Annotated in this window: 16 protein-coding genes; 8 read left to right on the top strand and 8 right to left on the bottom strand. The window is 69.9% G+C overall.

Features of this window, described 5'->3' with window-relative positions; translation table 11 throughout:
* Positions 1 to 5: 5 nt before the first annotated feature.
* Positions 6 to 1,046 carry a DUF1559 domain-containing protein gene (locus tag WG209_RS18745; RefSeq protein WP_337176610.1) on the bottom strand — a complete coding sequence of 347 codons (1,041 nt, stop codon included), beginning with the start codon at positions 1,044 to 1,046 and terminating at the stop codon, positions 6 to 8.
* Positions 1,047 to 1,389: 343 nt separating this feature from the next.
* Between WG209_RS18745 and WG209_RS18740 the strand changes: the two genes are divergently transcribed.
* Together WG209_RS18740 and WG209_RS18735 are read left to right on the top strand one after the other, a co-directional pair.
* Positions 1,390 to 2,508, top strand: coding sequence for a lactonase family protein (locus WG209_RS18740; RefSeq protein WP_337176609.1), 1,119 nt, complete (start codon positions 1,390 to 1,392; stop codon positions 2,506 to 2,508).
* A 1,361-nt stretch (positions 2,509 to 3,869) separates the two neighbouring features.
* Positions 3,870 to 4,670 carry a SprT-like family protein gene (locus WG209_RS18735; RefSeq protein WP_337176608.1) on the top strand — a complete coding sequence of 267 codons (801 nt, stop codon included), beginning with the start codon at positions 3,870 to 3,872 and terminating at the stop codon, positions 4,668 to 4,670.
* 68 nt (positions 4,671 to 4,738) lie between these two features.
* On the opposite strand, the gene WG209_RS18730 is transcribed toward WG209_RS18735, so the two are convergent.
* The 3 genes from WG209_RS18730 to WG209_RS18720 all read right to left on the bottom strand — a co-directional run bounded on the left by WG209_RS18730 (position 4,739) and on the right by WG209_RS18720 (position 8,653).
* Positions 4,739 to 5,146, bottom strand: coding sequence for a PIN domain-containing protein (locus WG209_RS18730; protein WP_337176607.1), 408 nt, complete (start codon positions 5,144 to 5,146; stop codon positions 4,739 to 4,741).
* Entirely contained in the window at positions 5,143 to 5,454 is a 312-nt protein-coding gene (locus tag WG209_RS18725) for a hypothetical protein (RefSeq protein WP_337176606.1), read from the bottom strand. Before WG209_RS18725 ends, WG209_RS18730 begins: the two co-directional genes overlap by 4 nt.
* A 70-nt stretch (positions 5,455 to 5,524) precedes the next feature.
* Entirely contained in the window at positions 5,525 to 8,653 is a 3,129-nt protein-coding gene (locus tag WG209_RS18720) for a PVC-type heme-binding CxxCH protein (protein ID WP_337176605.1), read from the bottom strand.
* Between the two features lie 193 nt (positions 8,654 to 8,846).
* Between WG209_RS18720 and WG209_RS18715 the strand changes: the two genes are divergently transcribed.
* The 5 genes from WG209_RS18715 to WG209_RS18695 all read left to right on the top strand — a co-directional run bounded on the left by WG209_RS18715 (position 8,847) and on the right by WG209_RS18695 (position 14,848).
* Positions 8,847 to 10,433 (top strand): hypothetical protein, encoded by a 1,587-nt coding sequence (locus WG209_RS18715; protein ID WP_337176604.1) that lies wholly within the window; start codon positions 8,847 to 8,849, stop codon positions 10,431 to 10,433.
* 120 nt (positions 10,434 to 10,553) lie between these two features.
* Positions 10,554 to 11,894: an ectonucleotide pyrophosphatase/phosphodiesterase gene (locus WG209_RS18710; RefSeq protein WP_337176603.1), complete on the top strand. Its 1,341-nt coding sequence runs from the start codon at positions 10,554 to 10,556 to the stop codon at positions 11,892 to 11,894.
* A gap of 95 nt (positions 11,895 to 11,989) precedes the next feature.
* Positions 11,990 to 13,003: a DUF1559 domain-containing protein gene (locus tag WG209_RS18705; RefSeq protein ID WP_337176602.1), complete on the top strand. Its 1,014-nt coding sequence runs from the start codon at positions 11,990 to 11,992 to the stop codon at positions 13,001 to 13,003.
* Positions 13,004 to 13,073: 70 nt separating this feature from the next.
* Entirely contained in the window at positions 13,074 to 13,457 is a 384-nt protein-coding gene (locus tag WG209_RS18700) for a hypothetical protein (protein ID WP_337176601.1), read from the top strand.
* Positions 13,458 to 13,963: 506 nt separating this feature from the next.
* Positions 13,964 to 14,848 (top strand): hypothetical protein, encoded by an 885-nt coding sequence (locus tag WG209_RS18695; protein ID WP_337176600.1) that lies wholly within the window; start codon positions 13,964 to 13,966, stop codon positions 14,846 to 14,848.
* A 63-nt stretch (positions 14,849 to 14,911) separates the two neighbouring features.
* On the opposite strand, the gene WG209_RS18690 is transcribed toward WG209_RS18695, so the two are convergent.
* Complete coding sequence (locus tag WG209_RS18690) at positions 14,912 to 17,299, bottom strand: beta-L-arabinofuranosidase domain-containing protein (RefSeq protein ID WP_337176599.1); 2,388 nt, start codon at positions 17,297 to 17,299, stop codon at positions 14,912 to 14,914.
* 100 nt (positions 17,300 to 17,399) lie between these two features.
* Entirely contained in the window at positions 17,400 to 19,205 is a 1,806-nt protein-coding gene (locus WG209_RS18685) for a hypothetical protein (RefSeq protein WP_337176598.1), read from the bottom strand.
* Positions 19,206 to 19,384: 179 nt separating this feature from the next.
* On the opposite strand from WG209_RS18685, the gene WG209_RS18680 reads away from it, so the two are divergent.
* Complete coding sequence (locus tag WG209_RS18680) at positions 19,385 to 21,382, top strand: FAD-dependent oxidoreductase (protein WP_337176597.1); 1,998 nt, start codon at positions 19,385 to 19,387, stop codon at positions 21,380 to 21,382.
* 12 nt (positions 21,383 to 21,394) lie between these two features.
* Here WG209_RS18680 and WG209_RS18675 read toward each other — a convergent pair whose 3' ends face one another.
* Positions 21,395 to 21,871, bottom strand: a complete 477-nt coding sequence (locus WG209_RS18675; RefSeq protein ID WP_337176596.1) for a thioredoxin family protein — start codon at positions 21,869 to 21,871, stop codon at positions 21,395 to 21,397.
* Positions 21,843 to 24,383, bottom strand: a complete 2,541-nt coding sequence (locus WG209_RS18670; RefSeq protein ID WP_337176595.1) for a carboxypeptidase-like regulatory domain-containing protein — start codon at positions 24,381 to 24,383, stop codon at positions 21,843 to 21,845. The genes WG209_RS18675 and WG209_RS18670 overlap by 29 nt, the downstream gene beginning before the upstream one ends.
* Between the last annotated feature and the right edge of the window lie 4 nt (positions 24,384 to 24,387).

The following is a 24,387-nucleotide window of genomic DNA, read 5'->3' as shown; positions in this document are numbered from 1 at the left end:
GGGGATCAGTACGAGTCCGACGAGACGACCTCGCCCATCCCGCGCGTGCTGAGGGCCTGATAGACGGGCATGCTGATGGAGTTCTTGATGAACTTCACCGAGCCGTCGGCCATCAGGAAGTTGCCGCCGCCGGGGTGCTGGCTGCGGAAGCTGTACCAGTTGGTCCAGGCGTCGCGGTTGCTCGCCCCGGTACGGACGTCGATGCTGCCGGAGGCGTTGATCCCGACGCCGGGCGCCAGGTAGTTCAGCGGCAGGGCCGTCGAGCCGACGCTCTGGTTCGCGTGCGTCCAGGCGTTCCAGCGCGTCACCCGCATGATCTGCTCGCCGGCCAGCATCGTGTTCGAGGTCCCGTCGGTGATCTCCGAGAGCTTCACGCCGTTGCACTGCCGCCAGAAGATCCCCGACCCCGTCCCCGGGCTGGGGGGGAACGTCGTGGTCGCGGGGTCGCCGAGCTGCGCGCCGCGGCAGTTGTACCCCTGCGCCGAGCAGAACATCTGGACGGGCTGGCTGTTCGGCGTGTTGCAGGCCAGGCAGTTGTCCCCCAGGTTGCCGACGTACGACGTCCCGGCCGCCGGGTTGTTGCCGATCTCGTCGGCGTTGATCGAGTCGATCGGCTGGCTGGAGTCCGACGGGCAGATCAGCGTGTTCAGGATCGTCGTCCGCACGGTCGAGTTCTGGTGGCCCAGGTACATCGCGCTCCAGTTGCCCAGCGCGTCGGGGCCCCACATCAGGCTGAAGTTCACCGCGTTGTAGAGCGACTGCTGCTCCATCTGCGGCAGGCAGAAGACCAGCCAGCTCGAATTGTTCCAGCTATAGGTGGCCGAGGCGTACGCCGGGTGGAGGTAGAGGTTCGCCGGGAACGATCCCATCACGTCGGCGTAGTTGTGGCAAGCCAGGCCGATCTGCTTCATGTTGTTGACGCATTGCGCCCGGCGCGCGGCCTCGCGCGCCGCCTGCACGGCCGGCAGCAGGAGCGCGATGAGCACCGCGATGATGGCGATGACGACCAGCAGCTCGATCAGCGTGAACGCGCGGCGGCGTACCATGGGAAAGGCCTCCGTTCGGTCGGGAGAGGATGGCGACGGTGGATCGCCGGCTGAGCGGCGACCCGCCTATCCTGGCCGGGGCGACGCTCGGCTTCCAGGAAATTCGGGACGTAGGTGCAGATTTATTATTCTTAACACCGAAAGAATTCGTGCTTGTGCTTGCTGGCGATCCGCGCGTGCCCGGCCGCGCCCCTTGGCCGCCCGCCGGGCCTGTGATAACGTCGGGGGCTCGGCGGCGGTCGTGTTCGCGACGGTTCGGACCCTGGGGGCGATGGCGATGAGGATCAGTGCGGCTTCGCGGCGGGCGTTGGCGTCCGCTTGCCTCTTGCTGGCGGGGGTGATCATGACGCGGACCGACGCCGCGGCGGCGGAGAAGTACTGGGCCTACGTCGGGACCTACACGAACTCGAAGGAGTCCCCCAGCGAGGGGATCTACCTCCTGGAGTTCGACGCCGCCACCGGGGCCCTGACGCCGAAGGGCGCGGCGGCCGGGGCGGCGAATCCGTCGTACCTGGCGGTCCACCCGGGCGGCAAGACGCTCTACGCGGTCAACGAGGTGGGCGAGTTCGAGGGCGAGGAGTCCGGCTCGGTGACGGCGTTCGCGCTCGACGCCGCGACGGGCGCCCTGACCCAACTCAACCAGCAATCGTCGAAGGGCGCGATCCCGTGCCACCTGGCGGTCGACCCGACGGGCAAGCTGGTCGTGGCGGCGAACTACGCCGGCGGCAGCGTCGTCGGCCTGCCGATCGGCCCGGACGGCTCGCTGAAGCCGGCCTCGGCCTACATCAAGCACCACGGCAAGAGCGTCGACCCGGCCCGTCAGACCGCCCCCTTCGCCCACTCCGCGACCTTCGACCTGACGGGGAGTCGGGTCCTCGTGGCCGACCTGGGGATCGACCAGGTGCTGGTGTACGACGTCGACCCCGCCGCCGGCGCGCTGACGCCCCTCGACCCGCCGGGCGTCAAGATCTCCCCCGGCTCCGGCCCGCGCCACCTGGCCTGGCATCCCTCGGGCAAGCACGCCTACGTCATCAACGAATTGAAGAACACCGTGACCGTCCTCGAATATGACGCGGAGGCGGGGACGCTCAAGGTGATCCAGACGGTCTCCACGCTGCCGGGCGACTTCGACGGCACGAGCCACTGCGCGGCGATCTCCGTCCATCCTTCCGGCAACTTCGTGTACGGTTCGAACCGGGGCCACGACAGCCTGGCCGTCTTCACGGTCGACCCCGCGACGGGGACGCTGACGCCGTCCGGCTGGACGCCCACCGGCGGCAAGAACCCGCGCGATTTCGCGATCGACCCCACCGGCCGCTGGCTGCTGGCGGAGAACCAGGATTCGGATTCCATCCTCGTCTTCAAGATCGACCAGGCGACCGGCGCCCTGACGGCGACCGGCGAGCCCGTGTCGATCCCGAAGCCGGTCTGCGTCCGGTTCGTGGCACGACCCACGTATTGATACAGTCGGTCATTTCGTCGGAGCCGAAATGCTATACTGCTCTCTAAGCGGCTCGGACAAGGCACTGATGCAAGTGTGGATGGGTCTAGATATGCCGAAGTGTTGCCCGAGCCTCTTGCAGTCGTATCTCCTTCGATTTTAGTGGGCAAGTTATGAGAAAGTAGTGTTTCAGAGGAGGGCGATTCCTATGGTCGTTTCTACGGCCGAGGTAGAGTGGACGCTTTGCGTAAAATGCAATGCGAAATTAAAGACACGTAATTATCCACGACATCTTAGGAGAGCTCATGGGGTAGGCCGGTCGCCCGGAACTTCGGGAACGGCTCGATCGACTGGATCTAGGGAACTGCTGAAAACCAGTGCTGCTGCGTCGCCACAGGGCTCGCACAGTATACCGAAAGGATACATCGCTTGCCCAAAATGCAGAGTTTACGTTCGCTCGAATCTAATGAAGTCCCATTTATGTGGCGCGCCTCCCGCAAGAACTCGTGCTGTCAACCCTCCGGCTCGCATGACCGCCCTTATTCCCGCTAGATCACAGCCGTATGGTTCAACCGGTCCTCTCGCAAAGGCAGTCGAGTCTGAGGTCACTCCTCATGGTCCAACCGGCCCTCTCGCAAAGGCAGTCGAGTCTGAGGTCACTCCTCGCTTGAAAACTGGGCATCGCGAGGGCGATCATAAATTGGTGCGATGTCCAGAGTGCACATCAGATGTCAAGTTGCTGCGTTTGGAATCACATTTAGTTAAAGTTCATAAGGTTGCCTTGGGTCGAGCTACTGCTTGTTTAGGCTATGCAAAGAAGTTTCTTGCGAAGCATGAGGGCATCAGATCTGAGTCTCAACTGTCGACTGGTGAATCCAGGGCTGCAAAATTAAAAGACCAAAAACCGAAGCTCGATAACTCAGCAAAGCGCAGTCTTGTTGAAGACCGAATCCCGCTTAGTTATGGCGAATTTCTTCATCAGCGCGATATTCTAAAACCGACAATGGTCACTCCATGGAGAGCCGAGAATTCGGCGCCTCGTACGACTTCGCGGTCCCTGCAAGGGACTCCTGCTGGCCGCCACTCGATACGGACGGTTGGGTCGGGTCAGACCAGAAAGAAACACTAAGAATCTATCCCATAAGCGTCGTTTGTTCAGTATTGGGCAGCCGGTTTCCAGTGTACAAATCGGCGGATTCCGGCGAACACGCAGCGGGCAATACTGTACACAAGATGCTTGCGGGACAGTCTCTAGATGCTTGCGGGACAGTCTCTAAGTGCGTCTCACTGTTGCTTGAGAATCAATGACTCAAGTGAAAAGATTGTACTCCGCGTTGTGATAAAGCACAGGGATGTGTAGTGTTGCATGGTGGACGAAGGTAATGTCGATGGTCTTGGGCCCAGGCCCGTCGCGCCAGGCCCGACTGGCCTCTTTGCTGTACGCGCCGGAACAGGTCCGCGAGCGGTCGCGGCGGATCTACGGGGCGATGCTCGACGAATCGCCCCACGTCCGCTCGGGGAACTTCGCCAGCCTGGCCGCGGAGGACCTCGAACGGCTGTTCCGGCTCTACGACGCCGAGTTCTTCCGCGACTGCCTCTCGGAGATGCTCCGGGAGGACTGCGCCTATCCGATGGCCTTCCGGCTCTCGCGCCGGCTGACCCGCGCCGCGGGGCAGACGATGCGCCTGGTGCGGAGGGTGCGCCGGGCGGGACGGATCGTGGAGCAGCCGGAATACGAGATCGCCGTCTCGACCACGCTTCTGTTCAACACCTTCCGCGACGTCGACCGCGAGGTGGTCGTCGGCGGCCTGACCTGCGCCGACCGCCTTGAGGCGCTCCAGCGCATCTTCGAGCACGAGTTGCTGCACCTGGCCGAGTTCCTGGGCTGGGGTCGCTCCAGTTGCTCGGCCGAGAACTTCCGCATGCTCTCGCGGCGGATCTTCGGCCACGAGGGGGTGCGGCACGACCTGGTGACGCCCCGCGAGCAGGCCGCCGCGACGTTCGGCGTGCGCGTCGGCGACGCGGTGGAGTTCGACATGGAGGGCACCCTCCTGCGGGGTCGCGTCAACCGCATCACCCGCCGCGCCACCGTCCTCGTCGAGCACCCCTCCGGCACCCTCTTCACCGACGGCCGCCGCTACCAGACGTTCTACGTCCCCCTGCCGCTCCTGCGCAAGCTGTGAGCGAGGCGTTGCCGCGGGCGTCGGGCGATTCGGCCCCTCGGTTCGGATGCCGCGCCGCGCATGACCGATTACAGGATCTCGACGGCGATTGCGGCGCATCCGGCGAGCTGGATGTCGTTGGTGAGAAACAGGCCGCAGCCGTGTTCGAGGGCGGAGGCCAGGTGCAACGTGTCCGGGAGCTTGATCTTCAGGTTCGAGGCAACGCGGATCATGGCCGCTCGCTCGCAGGAGGCCGGGGTCAAGGGCGGCATCTCGATGGCGGGGCTCGAGAAGAACCGTTGATAATCCGCCAGAGCGGCGGCGTCCCCGGCGCGGAGCGGGCCGATCAAGCATTCCGAGCGGGCCAGGTCGCTGACGGCCAGCGTGTCTCCCGCCGCCTTCGCCGTCGCCAGCCGGGCCACCAGCTTCGGCGCCCAGAGCGGGTTCCTCTCGACGAGATAGATGACGCAATTGGCGTCGAGGCAAATCCTCATCATTCGAGCCCGCGGAGGCGGCGGGACTCCTCCTGGAGCCGCCCGACCTCCTGGAGTCGATCCTCCCAGTGCTTCCTGGTCTCCTCACGCTCCGCTTCGACCTGCTCGGACGGACGGGGCGTGAATCCCCTCGCCTTCTGCCCGGCCCAGATGGATTGCATCATGTCCCAGAAGGGATCGCCCGGCGGCAACTCCGGCAAGGACTGAACGATGACCTGGACTCGACCGGGGGGGAGCTTCGTCGGCCCGTCGAGCACCAGCGTCCCGTCGGGCCGCACGGTCCCTTCCATCACGACCTCGCGCGAGTTCATGGGTCACCTCCGGCAAGCCGACCATCGAATTCTACCGAAACAGGCCGTCGGCCGCCGGTGAATACGCGCGTCACTGGCACGCCTTGAGGAACGCGACGAGGTCGGCGAGTTCCTGGGTGGTGAGCTGCTGGTCCAGGCCGGCGGGCATGATGGAGACGGTGCCGGGGCGGATCTCGTCGACGTCGTCGCGGGGGACGCGGGCGACCTGGTCGGCGCCGGTGACGAGGACGTACTCCTCCGGGGTCTCGGCCTTGAGCAGGCCGCTGTACACCTTGCCGTCGGTCGTGGCGACCACGACGGGCTCGTAGCTGCGGACGAAGCTGACGCTGGGGAACAGCACCGCCTCCAGCAGGTCGCGCTCGGTCCGCACGCCGCCGATCCGCGTGAGGTCCGGGCCGACGTCGCCGCCGCGATAGCCCACGGCGTGGCAGGTGGCGCAGGCGGCCTTGTCGCCGTGGAACACGGCCTGGCCGCGCCGGACGTCGCCGCCGGCGATCTTCCCCATCAGCTCGTCCAGCCTCGCCTGCTGCTTGCCGGCCTCGGCGTTGAGGAGGCTGTAGAGCCCCTCGGCCGCCTTGCCCGTCTCCGGGCCGAACTTCGCCAGATGGGTTTTCAACGAGTCGACGCGGAGGCTCGTCCGCGCGGCCGACTCCTTGAGCGCCTCCACCAGCTTCACCCCCAGCGCGTCGTCGGCCTGGGACTCGTAGGGGGTCAGCAGGCGGTCAACCTCCAGGGGGCCGGCGTCCTTGATGATGTCGACCAGGGAGTCGAGCTGGTCGGCCGAGAGCCTCGCGCGGGCGAGGACGTCGGCGGCCAGGCCGCGGGCGGAGACGGGGCGATCGGGGTCGACCTGCTCGGCCAGGAGCGCGAACGTCGCCGGTTCGACCTTCGCCAGCCCGCCGGGGACCGCCGCCAGGGCTTCCAGGCGGGCGTCGGCCGGCAGGTCCTCGCGACCGGCCAGGGCGAGCAGCGGCGCGGCCAGCGCGCCGGCCTTGTCGGGGGCCGGCGTCAGGGCGCGCGTCGCGGCGACGGCGCGGCGGGCGTGGTCGGCGTCGGGGCCGGAGAGCGCGGCGGCCCGCGCGGCGATCCAGGGGGCGGGCACGTCCCGGGGCCGGGCCTGGGCCATCGCCGCCAGGGCGGTGGCGCGGCGGGCGGGCGCGGCGTCGGGGTCGGCGGCGGTCTTCGCGAGGAGGTCCAGCACGGCCGGCGAGGCCGCGTTGCGCGCGAGCTGCGCCTCCAGCCCCGCGCGGTCCTCGGGGGAGAGGTCGTCTCGTTTCAGGCGATCGGCGAAGAACCCGGCGAGGGCCTGGCCCCACTCGGGGCGGCGGCCGATGATCCAGCCGGCGGCCTCGCGGACGCCCGAGTCCGCGTCGGCCAGCATCGCCGCGGTCGCGACCGGGTCCAGCCGCCCGCCGCCTTCCATCTGATCGAGCGCCATGAGCGCGGCCCGCTTCACCTTCGGATCGGCCGAGCCCAGCGCCCCGGCCGTCCCCGCCGGGTCGTTGATCTGGATCAGGGCGTACGTCAACGCGTGGTGGAGGAACCGGTCCTCGGCGGCCGGGTCGGCCAGGGCCTCCAGGACCGTCGGGATCGCCGCCTTGTCGCCGATCCGGCCGATCGCCTCGGCGGCGACCCGACGGTTGAGGATCGAGGGGCCTCGCAGCAGCTCGGCGAGCGCCACGGAATTGCCGGCGTCGCGCGTCAGGCTGGCGACGTTCGCCGCGGCCTGGCGCACGGTCTCGTCGCCGTCGCCCAGCGCGAGGCGGACCACCTCGCGGGCCTCGGGCGCGTCGACCCGGGCCGACGCCCAGACCGCGCCGAGCCGGGCGTCGACCGATCCCGATCCGTTCACGACATCGAGCATGGCCGGCACGGCGGCGGTGCCCATGACGCCGAGCGTCTCGATGGCGCGACGGCGCGCGGCCGGGCGCGCGTCGGCCAGCAGGCCGGCGGCGTCGGCCGGGGCGAGCCCGTCCCAATCGACGCGCAGCCCGTTCGGGTCGTCGACCTTCGGCGCGTCCTTCCGGCGCACGCGGTAGATGCCGCCCAGCTCCTCGGGCCTGTGGAACTGGGACGTGGGGCAGCAGAGCTTGTACCAGCCGCCGGTGTCCAGGACGAGCAGGCTGCCGTCGGCGTCCTCGACCACGTCGGTCGGGTGGAAGTCCAGGTCGTCGCTGGTGACGAAGTCCTGGTCCTCGGTCGTGAACGTCGCGCCGGCGGGCTTCAGGACGTGTCGGCTCACCTTGTGGAGGTTGAACTGGCAGGCGAACAGGTTGCCGCGGAAGCCCTCGCCGAGCGCGTCGGATTCCATGCACGCCAAACCCGATGGCGCCGCCGGGCCCATGTGGAGCAGGGGGGGCATCAGGCCGGGGCCGGTCCACTTGTGCGACGCGGCGTCGAGGACCGCGTTCTCCTTGCCCCAGACGCCGCCGTAAGCCGCGTGGATCAGGCCGTCGCGGAGGCCGCCGCCGGGGCGCTGGAGGAACGTGCAGGAGAGGATTCGCTCGCCGCCGGGGGTGAACGCCACGTCGACCGGGTTGTCCATGCCGCCGGTCAGCACCGGCTCGATCTCCGTGCCGTCGGGCCGCGACCGGAAGATGTGCGAAGCGCTGGTGACGAACGGGGCCGCGTCGGGCGCGTCGTAGGTCTGCTCGGCGAACGCCCCCTTGGTCCAGTAGACGCGGCCGTCGAGGCCGGGGTAGGGGCCGTGCAGGTCGTTGGCGCAGCCGGTGAGGGTCTTGCCGTCGAACCACTCCACGCGCTCGTCGGCCACGCCGTCGCCGTCGGTGTCGGTGAGCTTCCAGATGCTGGGGGGGGCGGCGACGTAGAGCGAGCCGTCCAGCCACATCGTCCCCTCCGGGAACATCATCCCGTCGGCGAAGACGACCCGCTCGTCGAACACGCCGTCGCCGTCGGTGTCCTCCAGGCGGACGATCCGATGCGGCTTCCTGGCGAGCTGTTCCTCCACCTTCTCGTTCGAGCCCGAGGAGTCGGCGACGTACAGCCGGCCCCGCTCGTCGAACGCCGCGGTGATCGGCCGGTCGACCAGCGGCGGCCCGGCGACCCGCTCGATCGTGAAGCCCTCCGGGACGGCCAGCGCCCGCGCGGGGGTCGGCGCCGGCGAATCGGCGGCGAGGAGGATCGGGGCCGCTAGGCCGATCAGGCACACCAGGCCGGTCGGACGACGCGCGTGATTCATCTGCGGGGGCTCGTGGGGGGATGTTCAAGCGTCAGTTGATCGGTTCTATCTCGCCGCCGCGCCCGCGTCAACCGGGCCGGGGCCGGGGGAGGGGCCGGGGGAGCCCGCTTTTCCTGGCATCTCTAGGCGCGTGGGGGCGTCCATGGGCTACGATCTTTGATGGACCAACGAGGGCGCCGGGGAGGGAGACGCCGTGACGAGAGACGCCGAGAGACGACGCCGACGGGGCCGCGCGCCGCTGTGCGAGACGCTGGAGGACCGCCGCCTGCTGGCGGTGTCGCTGGCGTTCGACTATTCGCTGGACTCGGGATTCTTCACCGCGGACCGCCGGGCGGTCCTGGAGTCGACGCTCAACGCGATCGCCTCGCGGCTGGGCGACACGCTGGCGCCGGTCCCCACGACCCGGTTCACGCTGGACACCAACTCGGGCACCCGGACGGTCACGTCCAGCTCGCCGGCCGACGTCGTCAAGGTCTACGCCTACGGCCGGTCGCTGACGGGCAGCATCGCGCAGGGAGGCGCGTATTATTCGGTCGGCGCGGGCAACTCCATGCGGGGCGAGGGGCCCAACGACTTCGCCCCCGACATCACCTACCTGATGTTCGACGACGACGGCTCCACGAACTGGTTCTTCGGGGCCACGACGGCCGGCCTGACGCGGAGCCAGATCGACTTCGTGACCGTCGCTCGCCACGAGTTCCTCCACTCGCTGGGGTTCATCAGCCAGCCCACGTTCCAGGCCAACATGCAGGGCACCTCGTTCGTGGGCGCGAACGCCAGGGCGGCCAACGGCGGCGCCGCCGTGCCGATGAGCGGCTCGCACGTCGCCTCCGGGGTCCGGTCGATCATGAACCCCGTGACGATGGCGGGCCAGCGGTCCGACCTGGGCGAGCTGGAATGGGCGATGCTCAAGGACATCGGCTGGAGCGTCGTCCCGCCGTCCCAGCCGCCCCCGCCCCCGCCGCCCCCTCCCCCGCCGGCGGGCGGCGACCCGCTGTACGTCGACCAGGGCGCCAACGGCCTCTGGCGCTGGACCCTCTCCGGCGGCTGGACGCAGATCAACGCGGCCGACCCCCAGGGCATCGCCGTCGCCCCCGACGGCTCGCTGTTCGTTGACTACGGCCCCTTCGGCCTCTGGCGCTGGTCCGATTCGACCGGGATGCGCCAGATCCACGACGCCGACCCCGAGGCGATCGCGCCGGGCTCCGACGGCTCACTGTTCGTGGACTACGGCCCGGCCGGCCTCTGGCGCTGGACGGCCGGCGCCGGCCTGCGGCGGCTCAACGAGGCCAACCCGCGGAGTTTCGCCGCCGGGCCCTCGGGCGAGCTGTTCGTCGAGTACGGCCAGTTCGGGCTCTGGGTCTGGACCGAGTCGGCCTGGCTCACCCAGCTCCACCCCCAGGGCCCCGAGGGGATGGCCGTCGCCGACGAGGGGACGCTCTACCTCGACTACGGCGCGGGGGGGCTCTGGTCGCGCTCCAGGTCCAACGCCTGGGCCAAGATCAACGACGCCGACGCCCAGGGCCTCGCCGCCGGGTCCGACGGGGTCATGCACATCGACTTCGGCGTCCACGGTCACTGGGAGTGGTCGCCGGCCTCCGGCTACCGGCAGGTCAACCTGGCCGACCCCATCGCCCTCGCCGGGGCCTCCGACGGCTGGCTCTACATCGATTACGGCGGCAACGGGACCTGGCGCTGGAAGTCGGGCGTCGGCTTCCAGCAGATCGACGCCCGCTCGTTCCAGCGGCTCGCCGTCCGCTCGCCCGTCCTGCGGCGCTGAGCCGCGCCGGGGCCTTTATCCGGCGCGCCCGCGCCGTTACGCTGTCCGGTGTCCGGGCGGGAAGTCCGCCCGACCGGATCGACGTATCCGCATCAACGCACGGTCGATGAGGTGAACTTGATGAGGCGTCTTCTGGCGCTGGCGATCCTGGCGACGATGACGACGGCCGCGACGGCCGCGGACGGGTCGGATCGTCACGTGGTCCTGATCTCGCTCGACGGCTTCCCCGCCTCCTACCTGGACGACCCCGCGGTCTCGATCCCGGCGATCCGCGGCCTCCGCGACGCCGGGGCGTCCACCGAGCAGGGGATGACCGTCTCCAACCCTTCTGTCACCTGGCCGAACCACACCACCCTGGTCTCCGGCGTCCACCCCATCGGCCACGGCGTGATCTACAACGGCGTGCTCACCCGCGCCGAGGGCAAGCCGACGACCGGGAACGCCGAGGCCCTCCAATCCGAGCTGGTCCGCGTCCCGCTCCTGTTCGACCGGGTCAAGGCCGCCGGCCGGGGCACGGCCGCGATCAACTGGCCCTGCACGGCCGGCTCGGAGGGCATCGACGACAACTTCCCCGACGTCCGCAACATGCTCAACCACATCACTCCGGCGCTCAAGGGGCACATGGATTCGGCCGGGCTGACCGAGAAGTTCAAGCTCGGCGGCGGCGCCCGCGACGTGGTCTGGACCGAGCTGGCCGCCCACGTCCTCCGCGAGCGCAAGCCCGCCTTCCTCGCCCTGCACCTGCTGGAGCTGGACTCCACCCACCACCAGCACGGCTACGGCACCCCCCAGGGCCGCGAGGTCGCCGCCAAGCTCGACGCGCTGGTGGGCAAGGTCGTCCAGGCGGCCGAGGAGGCCGGGATCCGCGACAAGACCACGTTCTTCGTCGTGTCCGACCACGGCTTCATCAACAACACGAGGACGATCCGGCCCAACATCGCCCTGCGCGACGCCGGCCTGCTGACCGTCGAGGGGGACAACGTCGAGTCGGCCCGCGCCTATGTCGTCCCCGAGGGAGGCATCGGCCTGGTCTACCTGGCGAACCCGGCCACGAAGGAGGAGGACCGCCAGAAGGTCCGCGAGCTGTTCGAAACCGCCGAGGGCATCTCCGGCGTGTTCGACCCGGCCGACTTCCCGGGCCTGGGCCTCCCCGACCCCGCGTCCCATCCCGCCATGGCCGACATGGTCATCGCCGCGAAGGACGGCTACGGCGTGGGCGGGGCCGTCAAGGGGCAGGGGCTGATCCAGGAGCACGCCCAGCGGGGTAGCCACGGCTACATCTCCACCGAGCCGAAGATGAAGGCCCTCTTCGTCGCCTCGGGCGCGGGGATCAAGCCCGGCGCCAAGCTCCCCGCCGTCAATAACATCGACGTCGCCCCCACCGCCGCCCACCTCCTGGGCATCCCCCTGGACGACGCCCCCGGCCGCGTCCTGGCCGAGTTCCTGACGGACTCGAAGTGACCAACCACCCCACCCCTTGACGCTCCGGCCTCCTCGTGTGTTACGGTTGTAAGACGACGTTCGTCGTCGCGACCGCATGCGCGGGGAGGCCGGTCATGAAGCGAGCGAGGGCGGGGTTCACGCTCATTGAGCTGCTGACGGTGCTCGCGGTGGTGGGGCTGATGGCGGCGCTGCTGATCCCGGCGGTGCAGGCGAGCCGGGAAGCCGCCCGGGCGACGTCGTGCCGAAACAACCTGCGGCAGATCGTCCTGGCGACACTGAACCACGAGTCGATGGCCAGGGCGCTGCCCGATCTGTACAACGGCCGGTTCCTGCCCCGGCCGCGGGGGCCCATCGACGAGTTTCACTTCCACTGCTGGCGCACGGCGATCCTCCCGGGCCTGGAGCGGGCGGACGTCCTGGCGAGCCTGAACTTGGACCTGCCGCCGACTTTCTTCGAGAACCAGACGGGCGTGAACGTCGCCCTGTCGACGCTCATATGCCCCTCGTCGGCCAACCCGACGCCCAACCTGCCGGACGTCTTCGCCTGGCAAGAGACCTGGAACGTCGCGACGATCCCGGGGCGGCGGGTCGGGACGGCGGCCCGGACGGATTACGAAGCCGTCGGCGGCGTCCGCGCGCGCCTCCCGGGCGGGGCGATCGTGGGCGGCGTCGAGTCCGATATGATCCTCGACGGCGTCGAGTTCGGCGCGTGGGGCGAGCCGACTTATAGTGAGAGCCGGTCCCTGGGCTACAGGAAGGCGAGGCTCGCCGAGGTCGTGGACGGCCTGTCGAACACGATCCTGATCGGCGAGCGTGCGGGCCGGCCCGATTGCTACAAGAAGGGGATGCCTGTCGAGCCTTACTCCCTTACACCTCCAGCCGCGAGGGGCTGGGGCTCCGTGGGGGCGGCCTGGGCCCTCAGCGTCCATTTCGAGTGGCTGGTGAGCGGTCCCGGGCAGGCCGTCAATGACAACAACTTGTTCGGCATCTACGCCTTCCATCCCGGCGGGGCGAACGTGGCGATGGCCGACGGCTCGGCGCGGTTCATCCGCGAGACGACGACGCAAGCCGTCCTGAGAGCCCTCTGCACCCGCGCCGGGGGCGAGCCCGTCCCGGGCGACTGGTGACCCGATCGCGTATAATCGGCCGGCGGGGCCTCACGAGAGACGGCCCTTCGCGCGAGGGAAGGATTGCGCCATGAAACTGCGGCTCAAGGGGAATTCGATCCGGCTCCGGCTCGACCGGGAGGACCTGGCGAAGCTGGCGGGAAGCGGGCGCGTCGAGGACGCGCTGCGGTTCGGGCCGGGCGACGGCTCGGCGTTCATCTACGCGGTGGAGGCCGGCGACGCCCCGCGAGGCGCGCCGTCGGCGTCCTATCGCGACGGCAAGCTGACGGTGAGCCTCAACCGCCGCGATGTCGCGGAATGGGCCGGCGGCGACCGCGTCGGCTACGAACACGTCCAGCAGACCGACGCCGGGCCCGTCCGCATCCTGATCGAGAAGGATTTCGCCTGCCTCGACCGCCCCGCCGGCCACGACGACGACGCCAACGCCTTCCCGAACCCCTCGGCCTCGTGCTGATCGGCCCCGTCCCCGGGCAAAGGTAAGACGCCGAGCCCGGCTGGATGTTCTTGGCGTCCCGCGGGGTGTGCGATCGAGCCGAAGCGGACGGGGATGACGCGCCGTAAGGGAACAGAGCGGGATCGATGAAGGAGCGGTAGGGGGTCGTCCGAGCGTCCTCTCGGGCCGCCGGCGTATCGCCGGTCCGGATTGCCGCTGCTTTTCTGTTGAATCGGCACTTTTTCGTTGAATATGGGACACGTCTGGTGTTCAATCGGGACTCCGATCGGCCAGGCGCGGTCCCGGTCACCGAGATCAATTCTCATCTGGGAATCCCGTCCGAGTCATCCCCGTCTCGCTTGACGCCCACCCCGGGGCTCTCAAACTTTGCCGGACGGGGACGGGCTCCAGCATCGAGGATGAGGTGCGCATGCAACTCATCGCGGGTGCCGATCCGAGGCCGGGCGGCGGGTGCCTTCGCCCCTGGGATGCGATGCCTTTCCCTCGTCAACGGGAGGAGAGTCGCCATGATTACGAGGAGCCGGGTCGCGGCGGTCTTCGCGGCGTGCCTCATGCTCGGCCCGCACGCCTCGCCGGCGCGCGCCGACATGCTGCTAGGGATCACCCTCGACAACAGGCTGATCGGCATCAACCCGGCCACCGCCCAGGCCAGGGTCATCGGGAACCTCTCCAGCAACATGCAGGCGTTCGACATCGCCATCACCGGCAACAAGGTCTACGCCTGGGATCAGGTCGCCAACCGCGTCCGGCAGATCGACCCGACGAACGCCGCCACCCTCGCCACGATCAACATCCAGCGCGCGATGGCCGGCGAGGGGGCCATCGAGTTCGATTCCCGCGGCATCGGCTACATGATCTCGGGCAACTCGGGGAATCCCTTCGTCCGGTTCGACATCACGGTCCCGAATTCGGGGGTCATCAACCGGGTGTTCGACTTCCGGCCGCCGATGGATGGCCTGGCGTTCGATCGCGCGGGGACGCTCTACGGCATGACCAACCCTAGCGATATCGGCAATCGGCTCTTCACCATCAACCCCACGACCGGGCAGGCGACGCTGGTGGCCAACATCGCGACGGGCGCGGGCATCATCGGGAAGGACTACCTGACCGGCGGGCTGGCCTTCCGCGCCGACGGCGACCTCTACGCCGTGACGGCCAACGCCACGGTCTCCGAGCTGTATCGGGTCAACAAGACCACCGGCGCGGCGACATTCGTCGGCAACATCGTCGATGCCGCGAACAACCGCAATATCCCCCGCGTTTCGGGCATCCGGTTCCTGGTGCCCGAGCCCGGAACGGCAACGCTCCTCGGCCAGACCGTCGCGCTGCTCGGGGGCGCGGCCTGGCTCCGTCGGTCTCGCCGCCCTGGCTTCACTCGGTCTCTCTCCTGACCCGCCGCATGCCGCGACGCCGACGCCAGCCGCGTCGGCGTCGCGGAGGTTACGGCGCGGTCGTCAGTCGTCCTCGGCCTCTCGCACCCGCCATTCGTGGACGCCGGACGCCCAGCCTTCCGGCATCTGGACGACCAGGCGGAGGGCGTCGGAGGCGACCGGGGCGAACGTCACCTCGTTCCAGGCGTCCTTGGACAGCGCGTAGGGGCCCTTCGCGTCGACGGGCTTCCAGGAATCGCCGTCGCGGTACTCGATCCGCCAGGAGGCCGGCACGCGGCACTCCCCCCGGCCGGTGTCGTCGAACCAGTAGACCCGGGCGCTTTCGAACGTCCGGGGGGACTTCCAGGAGTACTGGACCCATTCCTCGGTCCCCTTGCGGGGCCACCAGTGGCAGTTGTTGACGGGCTGCTCGCCGCTCGACTTCGGCTCGATCCCGTCTCGGATCGCCTCGGGCTGGCAATTGGGGCTGACATGCGACATCGTCACACGCGCCCCTTGCTCGCCCGGCCCGGCGACCGTCGACGCGGGCTCGATCGGCAGCCAGACCTTCATCGGGCCGGGGAGGCGGTTGTCCCAGGCGTAATAAGGAATCGCGGTGATCGGCGTAAGGTCGCCCGTCGGCACGGCCTGGTAAAGCATGCGATCCCAGTTAAGCTCGGGCGTCGTTCGCGCCTCGCCCTTCACGACGACCACCCCGCCGAGGAGGTCGGGGGCCTTCTCGGGCCTCAAGGCGGCGTCGCGCGGGAGATGGAGCGAGGCCAGGTCGGCCCCCACGTCGGCGGCCTCCACGCAGTAGACGATCGGCCCGCGCTGGATTGCCAGCAGGCCGCGGTCGGCCTCGACGTTCGGGTTCGCGGCCATGCGTACGACCGGCATGGGGAGGTCGAGCGTCGCGGAGTCGCCCGGCTTCCATGTCCGTTCGATCACGAAGTACCCGCGCTCCATCGGTGGCGAGGATACAGGCTCGCCGTTGATGGCGACGGTCGCCCCTCGGCACCAGCCGGGGACGCGGAGCCGCAGCGTGAAGGTCGTCGGCTCGTCGACCCGGGGCGCGAGCTTGACCCGGCCGTCCCAGGGGTAGTCGGTCTGGACATCGACCGTCACGGCCTTGCCGCCGAACGGGACCTTCACCGAGCCCTGGATGTAGAGGTTGACCCACAGCGATCCGGCGTCGGCCGCGTAGGCGTAGGCTCCCAGCGAGGCCAGCGTGCGGGTGACGTTGGGGGGGCAGCAGGCGCACGAGAACCACTCGGAGCGGTGGTGGCCGCCGTCGCTCTCCAGCGGGTTGACGTAGAAGAATCGCTCGCCGTCCAGCGAGACCCCCGCGAGCATGCCGTTGTAGAGCGAGCGTTCGAAGACGTCCGCGTACTTCGCGTCGCCGTACAGCAGGGCGAGGCGATGATTCCACTGGGCCAGCGCGATCGACGCGCACGTCTCCTGGTAGGCCGTGCGGTTCGGCAGGTCGTAGTCGTGCGTGAAGCCCTCGTTGTGGGCGCTCGGGCCGATGCCCCCGGTGATGTACATATTCCGCTCGGTCGTGTTCCGCCAGACCCGGCGGATCATCTTCAGGAGCCCGGCGTCCCCGGTCGTCGCGGCGACGTCTGTCGCCCCGCTCAAAAGGTACGCGGCGCGGACGGCGTGGCCCCGGATGGTCTTCTGGTCGCGGATCGGCTCGTCGTCCTGCCAGTAGCTGCCGTCGTAACGCTCGACCGGCTGACCATGCTCCTCGGCGAAGAACTTTCGGCCGCGATGGGTGACGAAGAACTCGGCCAGCCTGGCGTACTTCTCGTCCCCGGTGGCGCGGGCGAGCTTGACGAGGGCCAGCTCGATCTCCGGATGGCCCGGGTATCCCATCCTCTTGCCGACTCCGAACACGGAGTCGACGTGGTCGGCCAGCTTCACCGCGACGTCCAGGAAGTTCCGCCGGCCGGTCGCCTGGAAGTGGGCGACGGCCGCCTCGAACAGGTGCCCGGCGCAGTACAGCTCGTGGTCGTCGCGGAGGTTGGTCCAGCGTTTCTCCGGGGCGACGACGGTGAACCAGGAGTTGAGATAGCCGTCGGCCCGCTGCGCGGCGGCGATCTTCGCGATGATGTCGTCGACCTTCTTCTCCAGCGCCGGATCGGGGTGGGAGGCCAGCGAGTACGACGCGGCCTCGAGCGCCTTGTAGAGGTCGGAGTCCATGAAGACGGGGCCGTGATAGCCGGACTTCGCGCCGGCCGCGGCCAACTCGAGGTTGGCGATGTTGCCGGCCTCCTCCAGCCTCTCCAGGCTGATCGGGATGGAGACGGCGCGGTTGGTCTCCTGGCGGGGCGCCCAGAAGGCGTCGGCGATCGTGACTTCGGTGAAGGGGACGCCCTTGAGCTTCGCCATCGGCTCGTCCGAGGCGGCCGCCGGGGCGAGCGACCCCAGGCCGATCAGGGCGCAACAGGTTAGCATCCGTGTATGGGACATCGAGTTGTCCTCGCGGGAGGGTCGTCGACCGCCCATCGCGGGCGGTCACCCTCCACGATATCCCAGGCGGGCGCGGCGCGACAGGATCCCCCCGGCCACGTCACGCCCCCGGCTTGCGTCGCCAGACTTCCAGCGGGCCGAAGCGGGCCTCGGGCTCGTACTCCTCGCGGATCGTTTGGATCAGCCGTTCCAGCGGCAGCCGGGGCTGCTCCTCGCCCGGGACCCAGACGACGACCGAGTCCGGCCCGGCCTCGCGCAGTTCGCGGGCGAAGCGCTCGTCCAGGTCCTCGTCGATCATCCACATCCAGGTGATCCCCGCCTCGACCCGGAAGGGCGAGCGCCGCCCGACGGGGCCGTTGACCGGCGGCAACGGCATGTTCCGGAGCACGTTCGCCACGATCGTGTCCGGGCCGGTGTTCTCGCGCAGGTATTCCAGCAGGCGTTGATAATCATGCCACGGGTAGATCGCGCCGCGGGATCGCGAGAACCACACCCAGGCGCCCGGCGGCACGTCGGGCCAGCCGCCGCGGGCCGCCGCGCCGACGGCGTCCACCACCGCCGGGAAGCTGCAATTGTAGGGCTCGCGCGTCGGGACCGACTCGTAGAGCAGGAGCGTCAGCGCGAACAGCCCGAGGAACGCCCGACGCCCGGCGTGAGCGAGAGGCGCGGGGGCCGTCGCCGCGCGGAGGCACCAGGCGACCGGCACCGCCCAGGCGACGGCCTCGACCAGGATCAGCGGCGTCCTGAGGTAGTCGTGCGGGACCGGGCTGAGGGGGCGATAGGCCAAAACCCCCAGCATCGCCGCGAGCCACGCCCTCGACTCGCCCTTCAGCGGCCCTCGCAAGCTCAACGCGGCCAGCGCCAAAAACAGCGGGATCGTCGTCGGCCGCGCCAGTTGTTCCCAGAGGAGATCGAGCGCCCGCGACGGGGTGAACGTGCTGTAGGGCCCGCCGACGGAGACGACGCGCAGGCCACGGACGAAGTCGCCCATCACCCCCGCGATCATCAGCGGCGCGAAGCCCGCGACCACGAACAGGGCGAAGGCGCAGGCCCACTCCGCGAGCCTCGCCGCGCCCGCCCGGGGACCTCGCGAACGCTCCCGGCCGCCGCCCTGGAGCACCACCACGGCCAGGGCCGGGAGCAGCAGGACCGCCTGCGGCCGGACGGTGAACGCCGCCGCCGCCAGCAGCGCGGAGAGCCATCGCCCCGCGCGTCCCGGCAGAGCCTGGAGCGTCAGCAGGGCCAGCGTCATCCCGAGCGCCGCGTGCCAGTCGCGCTGGGCGACCAGCTCGATGTGCATGTCGAGATAGGCGGCCAGGAATACGAAGTACGAGAAGACGCCCGGGAGCGCCGAGCCCAGCCGCCGCCGACTCCAACCGACGACCGCCCCGCCGAGCGTCAGCAACGCCGCGGCGTCGACGACGTAGACCAGCCCCGGCCTGCCCCAGCCGAACAGCTTGCCCAGCGCCCAGTGCAGGTAGATATGCCCCGGGAAGTTGAACGCCCGGAAGTCGCGATAGGGTAGCTCGCCCACGTCCCAGTGCATCGCGAACGTGGCGTAGTTGTCGACGTCGTGGCACCACGGCCAGAACGGATAGTGCGGCAGCCACGCCGCCAGCCGGACGACCGCCCACGCCGACAGCGCCGGCAACAGCCCGCGTCGGAGCATCCACCCCGCGCCCGCGTCAATCCTCTCCACGACTCGCGACACCCTCCCCCCGTCGCGCCGCCGGCCCCACGCCCCCGCCGCCAGCCGACCGAGCAGGAGCGCCCCCGCCGCCCACTCGACCGGATGCTCCTGCATCGTCCTCGGCAAGAAACGTCGCCCCACGTCCGGCGCGAGCATGACCGCGAACACCGCCGCCGTCACCCCGGTCGCCAGCCCGATGATCCTTAGCAAATTCAAGGTAGTCTCTCCAGGCGGCCGGGCCGTCGTCACGCTCGATGATAAGCGGTGGAGCGGCCAGGATGAGCGCGACATCGCCACGGCGTCTCCTGTATCTCGAATCCCGGGGCCTTGATCCGTCCGCATGCTCGGCTACCCTGGGGATTGGACTGTTGCGCGCGAAGTCGGGAGGTCGGGCCATGAAGAGCGATCGCGGCGGGGAGTTGGGGCGGCGGCGGTTCCTGGCGACGGCGGCGGGGGCCTCGGCGTACTCGCTGTTCGTGCGGGCCGACGACGCGGACGCGGCACCGGCCGACGCGCGGACGCCGGACCAGATCCGCGGGTCGTTCGAGGCGATCGCGCCGGTCGACCCCGAGGCCGTCAAGCGGCGGTTCGAAGGCGAGCCGCACATGACCCTCGTCGACCTGGAGTGCGACCTCCTCGTCGCGGGGGGCGGCCCGGCCGGCGTCTGCGCGGCGCTCGCGGCGGCGCGGAACGGGGCGAAGGTCGTGCTCGTCCAGGACCGGTCCCGGCTCGGCGGCAACTCGTCGAGCGAGGTCAAGATGCACATCGTCGGCGCCAACATGCACCGGGGCCGCCCCGGCTGGCGCGAAGGCGGCATCATCGAGGAGCTTCGCCTCGACGACGCCGCCAACAACCCCCAGCGTTGCTGGGAAATGTGGGACCTCCTCCTCTACGACAAGCTCGTCTCCGAGCCCAACGTCACGCTCATCCTCGACACGGCCGTCTGCGCCACCGACGTGGCGGACGGCCGGATCGAGCGCGTCCTGGCCCGCTGCGACAAGTCCGAGCATCTTTATCGGATCAAGTGCCGATACGCCGCCGACTGCACCGGCGACTCCCGCCTGGCCGTCGAGGCCGGCGCGACGATCCGGTGGGGCCACGAGGGCCGCGACGAGTTCGGAGAGTCGCTCGCGCCGCCCCGGGCGAACCGCGAGACCTTGGGATCCAGCGTCCTCTTCACCGCCCGCGATTACGGCGCGCCGATGCCCTACAAGGCCCCCGCGTGGGCCCGGAAGATCGGCCCGGATCAGCTCAAGCATCGCGGCATCGGCAAGAAGTCGTGGGAATATGGCTACTGGTGGATCGAATGGGGGGGCGGGCTCGACACGGTGCGCGACAACGAGCGCATCCGGTTCGAACTCCTCTCCATCGTCACCGGCGTCTGGGACTACATCAAGAACTCGGGCCAGTTCCCCGAGTCCGCCACCTGGGCGATGGACTGGGTCGGCATGATGCCCGGCAAGCGCGAGAGCCGCCGGATCGAGGGGGACTATATCCTCCGTCAGAACGACCTGATGGGCTTCAACCCCGAGTTCGACGACGCCGTCGCCATGGGGGGCTGGGGGCTCGACGAACACCCGGCGACGGGCTTCGACGACCCCGAGGTGCCGCCGTTCCTCAGCATCCGGCTGGCCGAGGTCTACAACATCCCGCTCCGGTCGCTCTACAGCAAGGACGTGGCGAACCTGTTCATGGCCGGCCGCAACGCCAGTTGCAGCCACGTCGCGTTCACGTCCACGCGCGTCATGGCCACCTGCGCCGTGATGGGACAGGCCGCCGGCACCGCCGCCGCCCTCTGCGCCCGGCACGGCCTGACTCCCCGCGAGCTGTACCGCGACAAGCCCAGGCTCAAGGAACTCCAGCAGACCCTCCTTCGCGACGACCAGTCCATCAAGAATCTCCGCGCCGACGACCCGGCCGACCTCGCCCGATCGGCGAAGGCGACGGCCTCGGCGAGCGAGGAGGGGGGCGGCCCGGCGAACGTCCTGGACGGCCTCGTCCGCGACGAGCCCGGCACCCTGGAGCATCGCTGGTCGGCCCCCATGTCGCCCGACGGCGCCTGGCTGGAACTGGCCTGGGACGAGCCCACGACGATCAAGCGCGTGCAGATCACCTTCGACAGCGGCTTCCACCGTGAGCTGACGCTCACCTCGTCCGACACGCACAACGCCCACATCATCCGCGCGCCGCAGCCGGAGACCGTCCGCGATTACCGCGTGGTCGTCGAGACGCCCGAGGGCGATCGCGTCGAGGTCGCGCGCGTCGAGGCCAACCACCAGCGCCTCCGCCGCCACGACTTCGCCCCGGTCCGGGCGTCGAAGCTCCGCGTCGAGGTCCTCGCCACCAACGGCTCCGAAGCCGCCCGCGTCTACGAGGTCCGCGCCTATGGATGATGCCGTCCCTCGTCAGGGAGCTTTCTCCAACTGTCGACGCAGCCCGGCGAGCGTCTCGTCGGGCATCCCCGGGGCGGTCTGCTTCAGCATCTCCATGAGGTGGTCGATCCCGATCTTCGACGACGGAAACCCGATGTTGGTGAGGTGCGAATCCCCCGCGGCCCCTTCCTTCAGGTTCGACGTGATCAGCGTCCCTACGTCGGCGTCGAGGATTACGTACCAGGGGACGCCGTTCATCGCGTCCTTGGCCTCATACCGTTCCTTGATCGCCGGGGCATGCGCGTCGCGGCTGAGGTCGAGCTTCACGAAGACATAGCACCGCTCTAATTCCTCGCGGTTGGCGTCCAGGAACCGACCCAGACGGCGGCACGGGCCGCACCACGAGGCGCCGATATCCAGGAAGACGGGCTTCGCCTCGGCCTTCGCCCGGGCCAACCCCGCGGCCAGCATCTCCTCGGCGTCACGCGTGGGAAGTTTGTGGGCCAGCATGAACGCCGCGAGGGCCGGGGAGTCGAGCCGACCGTCGGCGTCGAGCGCCAACGGATACGAGGCGACCGCCCCCCCCCTCGTCGGTGGGGACGACGAGCACCGGCGGCTTTCCCCCGCCGACGGACGCAAGCAGGCCGCTCGCGTACGCCTCCACCTCGGGCCGCGAGGCGTCCAGCGACGCCAGTTCGAACTCCCAGCGCAGGTCGAGGGGCGACCTCGCCCGTTCGGCCCCTTCGCCCTCGGCGTCTCCCGCCGCGGCCTCCGGGTCGAACAGCCGGAACAGGTCGACGCACGCGGGGTCGTCGGCCTTCCCGATGAGGAGGAGGGGCCGCGTGTACTCGCGCCTCGCCTCGGCACGCACGGCCTCCAGGGCCTCCCCCGGCGACTTGCCGCGGGAGGCGGCGAAGGATGTTTCGGCCCGCTGCGCCGGCGTCGGCGGTACGTAGGGCTTCGGCGGGCTCAGGTCGATGGGGACGTCCCCCAGGGCGACCTGGCCGGGCTCGACGGCCAGCACCTTGATCTCGGCCGTGTAGGTCCGCCTGGCCTCCGCGTCGCGCGTCGTGATCTCATACGTTTCGTCGAGCAGGAGGCCCGGGAGGTGGAAGCGGCCGTCGGCGTCGGTCTCGGCGTTGCCGCCGAAGAGCCATCGGAACGGGCCGTTCCGCTTCGCGGTCGTGAGGACCTTGACGCCATAGTGGAGCGACCGGCCACCGATCGGCTTCCCCTGGGGGTCGATCAGTCGCCCGTCGGCCGAGGCGGTCGGCCTCAGGGCGAGACGGGCCTCGGTCGCCTTGGCGTCCAGGCGGACGACGGCCGCCCGAGAGCGGTCGGGCGTCGCGGCCGAGAGGACCAGCGGGTCGAGCCACCGGCGGATCCGGATGGCCCCTCGCTCGTCGGCCCGGATCGGGCTGAAGTCCGCCCGCATCGCCTGGTAGGCCCCGTCCAGCATGGCCCCCGCCACGGGCCGGCCCGCGCCGTCGACCACGGCGATCTCGAGTTCGCCCCGCTCGGGCCGAGGCGTCGCGAAGTCGCGGACGACCTCCGGCCCTCCCCGTGGCGGGATCGTCAGCGGGGCTGGTTTGTCCTCTTCTGGCCCCCGGAGTCGATACTCGCCCGGCCCGAGGAGCAGTTCATATCGCCCCTCGGCGTCTGTCGAGGCGGGGAAAGACATCGACAGCCCGCGGACGGATCGACTCCCCGGGGGGATCAACTCGGCCGGGACCGCGCCCGCGTCGAGGGTGGCGTACACGTCCATCCTCTCGGCCGGAAGACGACCCTCCCCGACCGTTACCCGGCCTCGCACCCGCGTCGCCGGGCCCAGGACCAGGTCGACGCTTTCAGGGGGCTTCCCCGTCCGGACGACCACGTCGGCCCGGGGCGGGGCGACCATCTCGTCCATCGAGGCGATGACGATGTATGCCTCCTCGCCGTGGACCATCAGCTGGAATCGGCCGTCGTCGCGCGTGCGAGTCTCGCCGCGGAAGCCGCTGCGCTCGGCTCCGGTTCCGGCCGCCGTGACGACCGCTCCGGCGGCGGGCCGGCCGTCCGGGGTGGTGACGCGGCCGGAGAGCCGCTCGAAGGGCCGCATCGTGACCGTGAGCTCGTCGGCCGGCCCGTCGGCGGGTGGCGCGGCCAAATGGCCGGGGATGTAAAAGTCGCGGTCGGACGCGATGATCCCGAGCCGGCCCTCCAGGCGCTCGGGCAGCCAGTCGATCACGACGACGCCGTCGGCGTCGGTCCGCGTGAAAGCGTCCTGGACGCCGTTCATCTCAACCTCGCGGCCCGGCTTCGCGACGATCCAGGGGCCGAGCAGGATGCCCGCCAGCGGCTTGCCCTCCGGGTCGATGGCCCGGACCCGTAGCGGGGCCCGGGCCCCGTCGAGCGTGAGCGTGAGCCGGTCGGGCAGGGGGAGGGGGGGCTCGGCCGAGCCCCGGGCGCGCCGGGATTCGGCGTAGTCGAAGCCCACCTTCGCCTTCAGGGCGTAGACGCTCCAGCCCTCGGGATCCGCCGGGACGGTCGCGGCCCATCGCCCATCGGCGTCGGCGCGCCCCGCGACGACCTGCCGCATGTTCAGGAGGAAGTGGACGTCCGCCCCCTCGACGGGCCGACCGTCGCGGTCGACGACGCGAACCTCCGCGGTCTGCCCCGGCCTCAGGACGATGCGCAACTCCTCGGGGGATCCGTCCTCGAACGGCGAACGATTCGCGAAGCCGATCCGGTCGCCGCTCCGGGCCACGACCATCGCGTGGGCGCGGCCTCGGGAATTCGTCGGCAGCGAGAAGCGGAACGCCCCGCCCGCGTCGGTCGTCGCGCGCTTCGACCCGGGCCACGACACGGCCTCGACCCCGACGCCGGCCGCCGGCCTCCCGGACTCGTCGACGACGACGCCCGACAGGGGGGCCTCGTCCGGCGGCGCGTCCTCGGCCCCGGCCGCCACGGCCACGAGCAGGGCGGCCACCGCGAGCGCGGCGATCGATCCTCGTCCGCGGTCGGATGCGAGGGGCGTCCTCATGGCA

The organism is Paludisphaera sp., assembly GCF_037189885.1.
Classification (GTDB): Bacteria; Planctomycetota; Planctomycetia; order Isosphaerales; family Isosphaeraceae; genus Paludisphaera.
This window is presented reverse-complemented; position numbering and strand designations above follow the sequence as displayed.

Bases quoted from the DNA above. Each gene is read 5' to 3' on its own strand.
- WG209_RS18705 (WP_337176602.1), top strand. From the start codon at position 11,990: ATGAAGCGAGCGAGGGCGGGGTTCACGCTCATTGAGCTGCTGACGGTG.
- WG209_RS18720 (WP_337176605.1), bottom strand. From the start codon at position 8,653: ATGAATCACGCGCGTCGTCCGACCGGCCTGGTGTGCCTGATCGGCCTA.
- WG209_RS18725 (WP_337176606.1), bottom strand. From the start codon at position 5,454: ATGAACTCGCGCGAGGTCGTGATGGAAGGGACCGTGCGGCCCGACGGG.
- WG209_RS18700 (WP_337176601.1), top strand. From the start codon at position 13,074: ATGAAACTGCGGCTCAAGGGGAATTCGATCCGGCTCCGGCTCGACCGG.
- WG209_RS18695 (WP_337176600.1), top strand. From the start codon at position 13,964: ATGATTACGAGGAGCCGGGTCGCGGCGGTCTTCGCGGCGTGCCTCATG.
- WG209_RS18690 (WP_337176599.1), bottom strand. From the start codon at position 17,299: ATGTCCCATACACGGATGCTAACCTGTTGCGCCCTGATCGGCCTGGGG.
- WG209_RS18735 (WP_337176608.1), top strand. From the start codon at position 3,870: ATGTCGATGGTCTTGGGCCCAGGCCCGTCGCGCCAGGCCCGACTGGCC.
- WG209_RS18740 (WP_337176609.1), top strand. From the start codon at position 1,390: ATGACGCGGACCGACGCCGCGGCGGCGGAGAAGTACTGGGCCTACGTC.
- WG209_RS18670 (WP_337176595.1), bottom strand. From the start codon at position 24,383: ATGAGGACGCCCCTCGCATCCGACCGCGGACGAGGATCGATCGCCGCG.
- WG209_RS18730 (WP_337176607.1), bottom strand. From the start codon at position 5,146: ATGATGAGGATTTGCCTCGACGCCAATTGCGTCATCTATCTCGTCGAG.
- WG209_RS18680 (WP_337176597.1), top strand. From the start codon at position 19,385: ATGAAGAGCGATCGCGGCGGGGAGTTGGGGCGGCGGCGGTTCCTGGCG.
- WG209_RS18745 (WP_337176610.1), bottom strand. From the start codon at position 1,046: ATGGTACGCCGCCGCGCGTTCACGCTGATCGAGCTGCTGGTCGTCATC.
- WG209_RS18710 (WP_337176603.1), top strand. From the start codon at position 10,554: ATGAGGCGTCTTCTGGCGCTGGCGATCCTGGCGACGATGACGACGGCC.
- WG209_RS18675 (WP_337176596.1), bottom strand. From the start codon at position 21,871: ATGCTGGCCCACAAACTTCCCACGCGTGACGCCGAGGAGATGCTGGCC.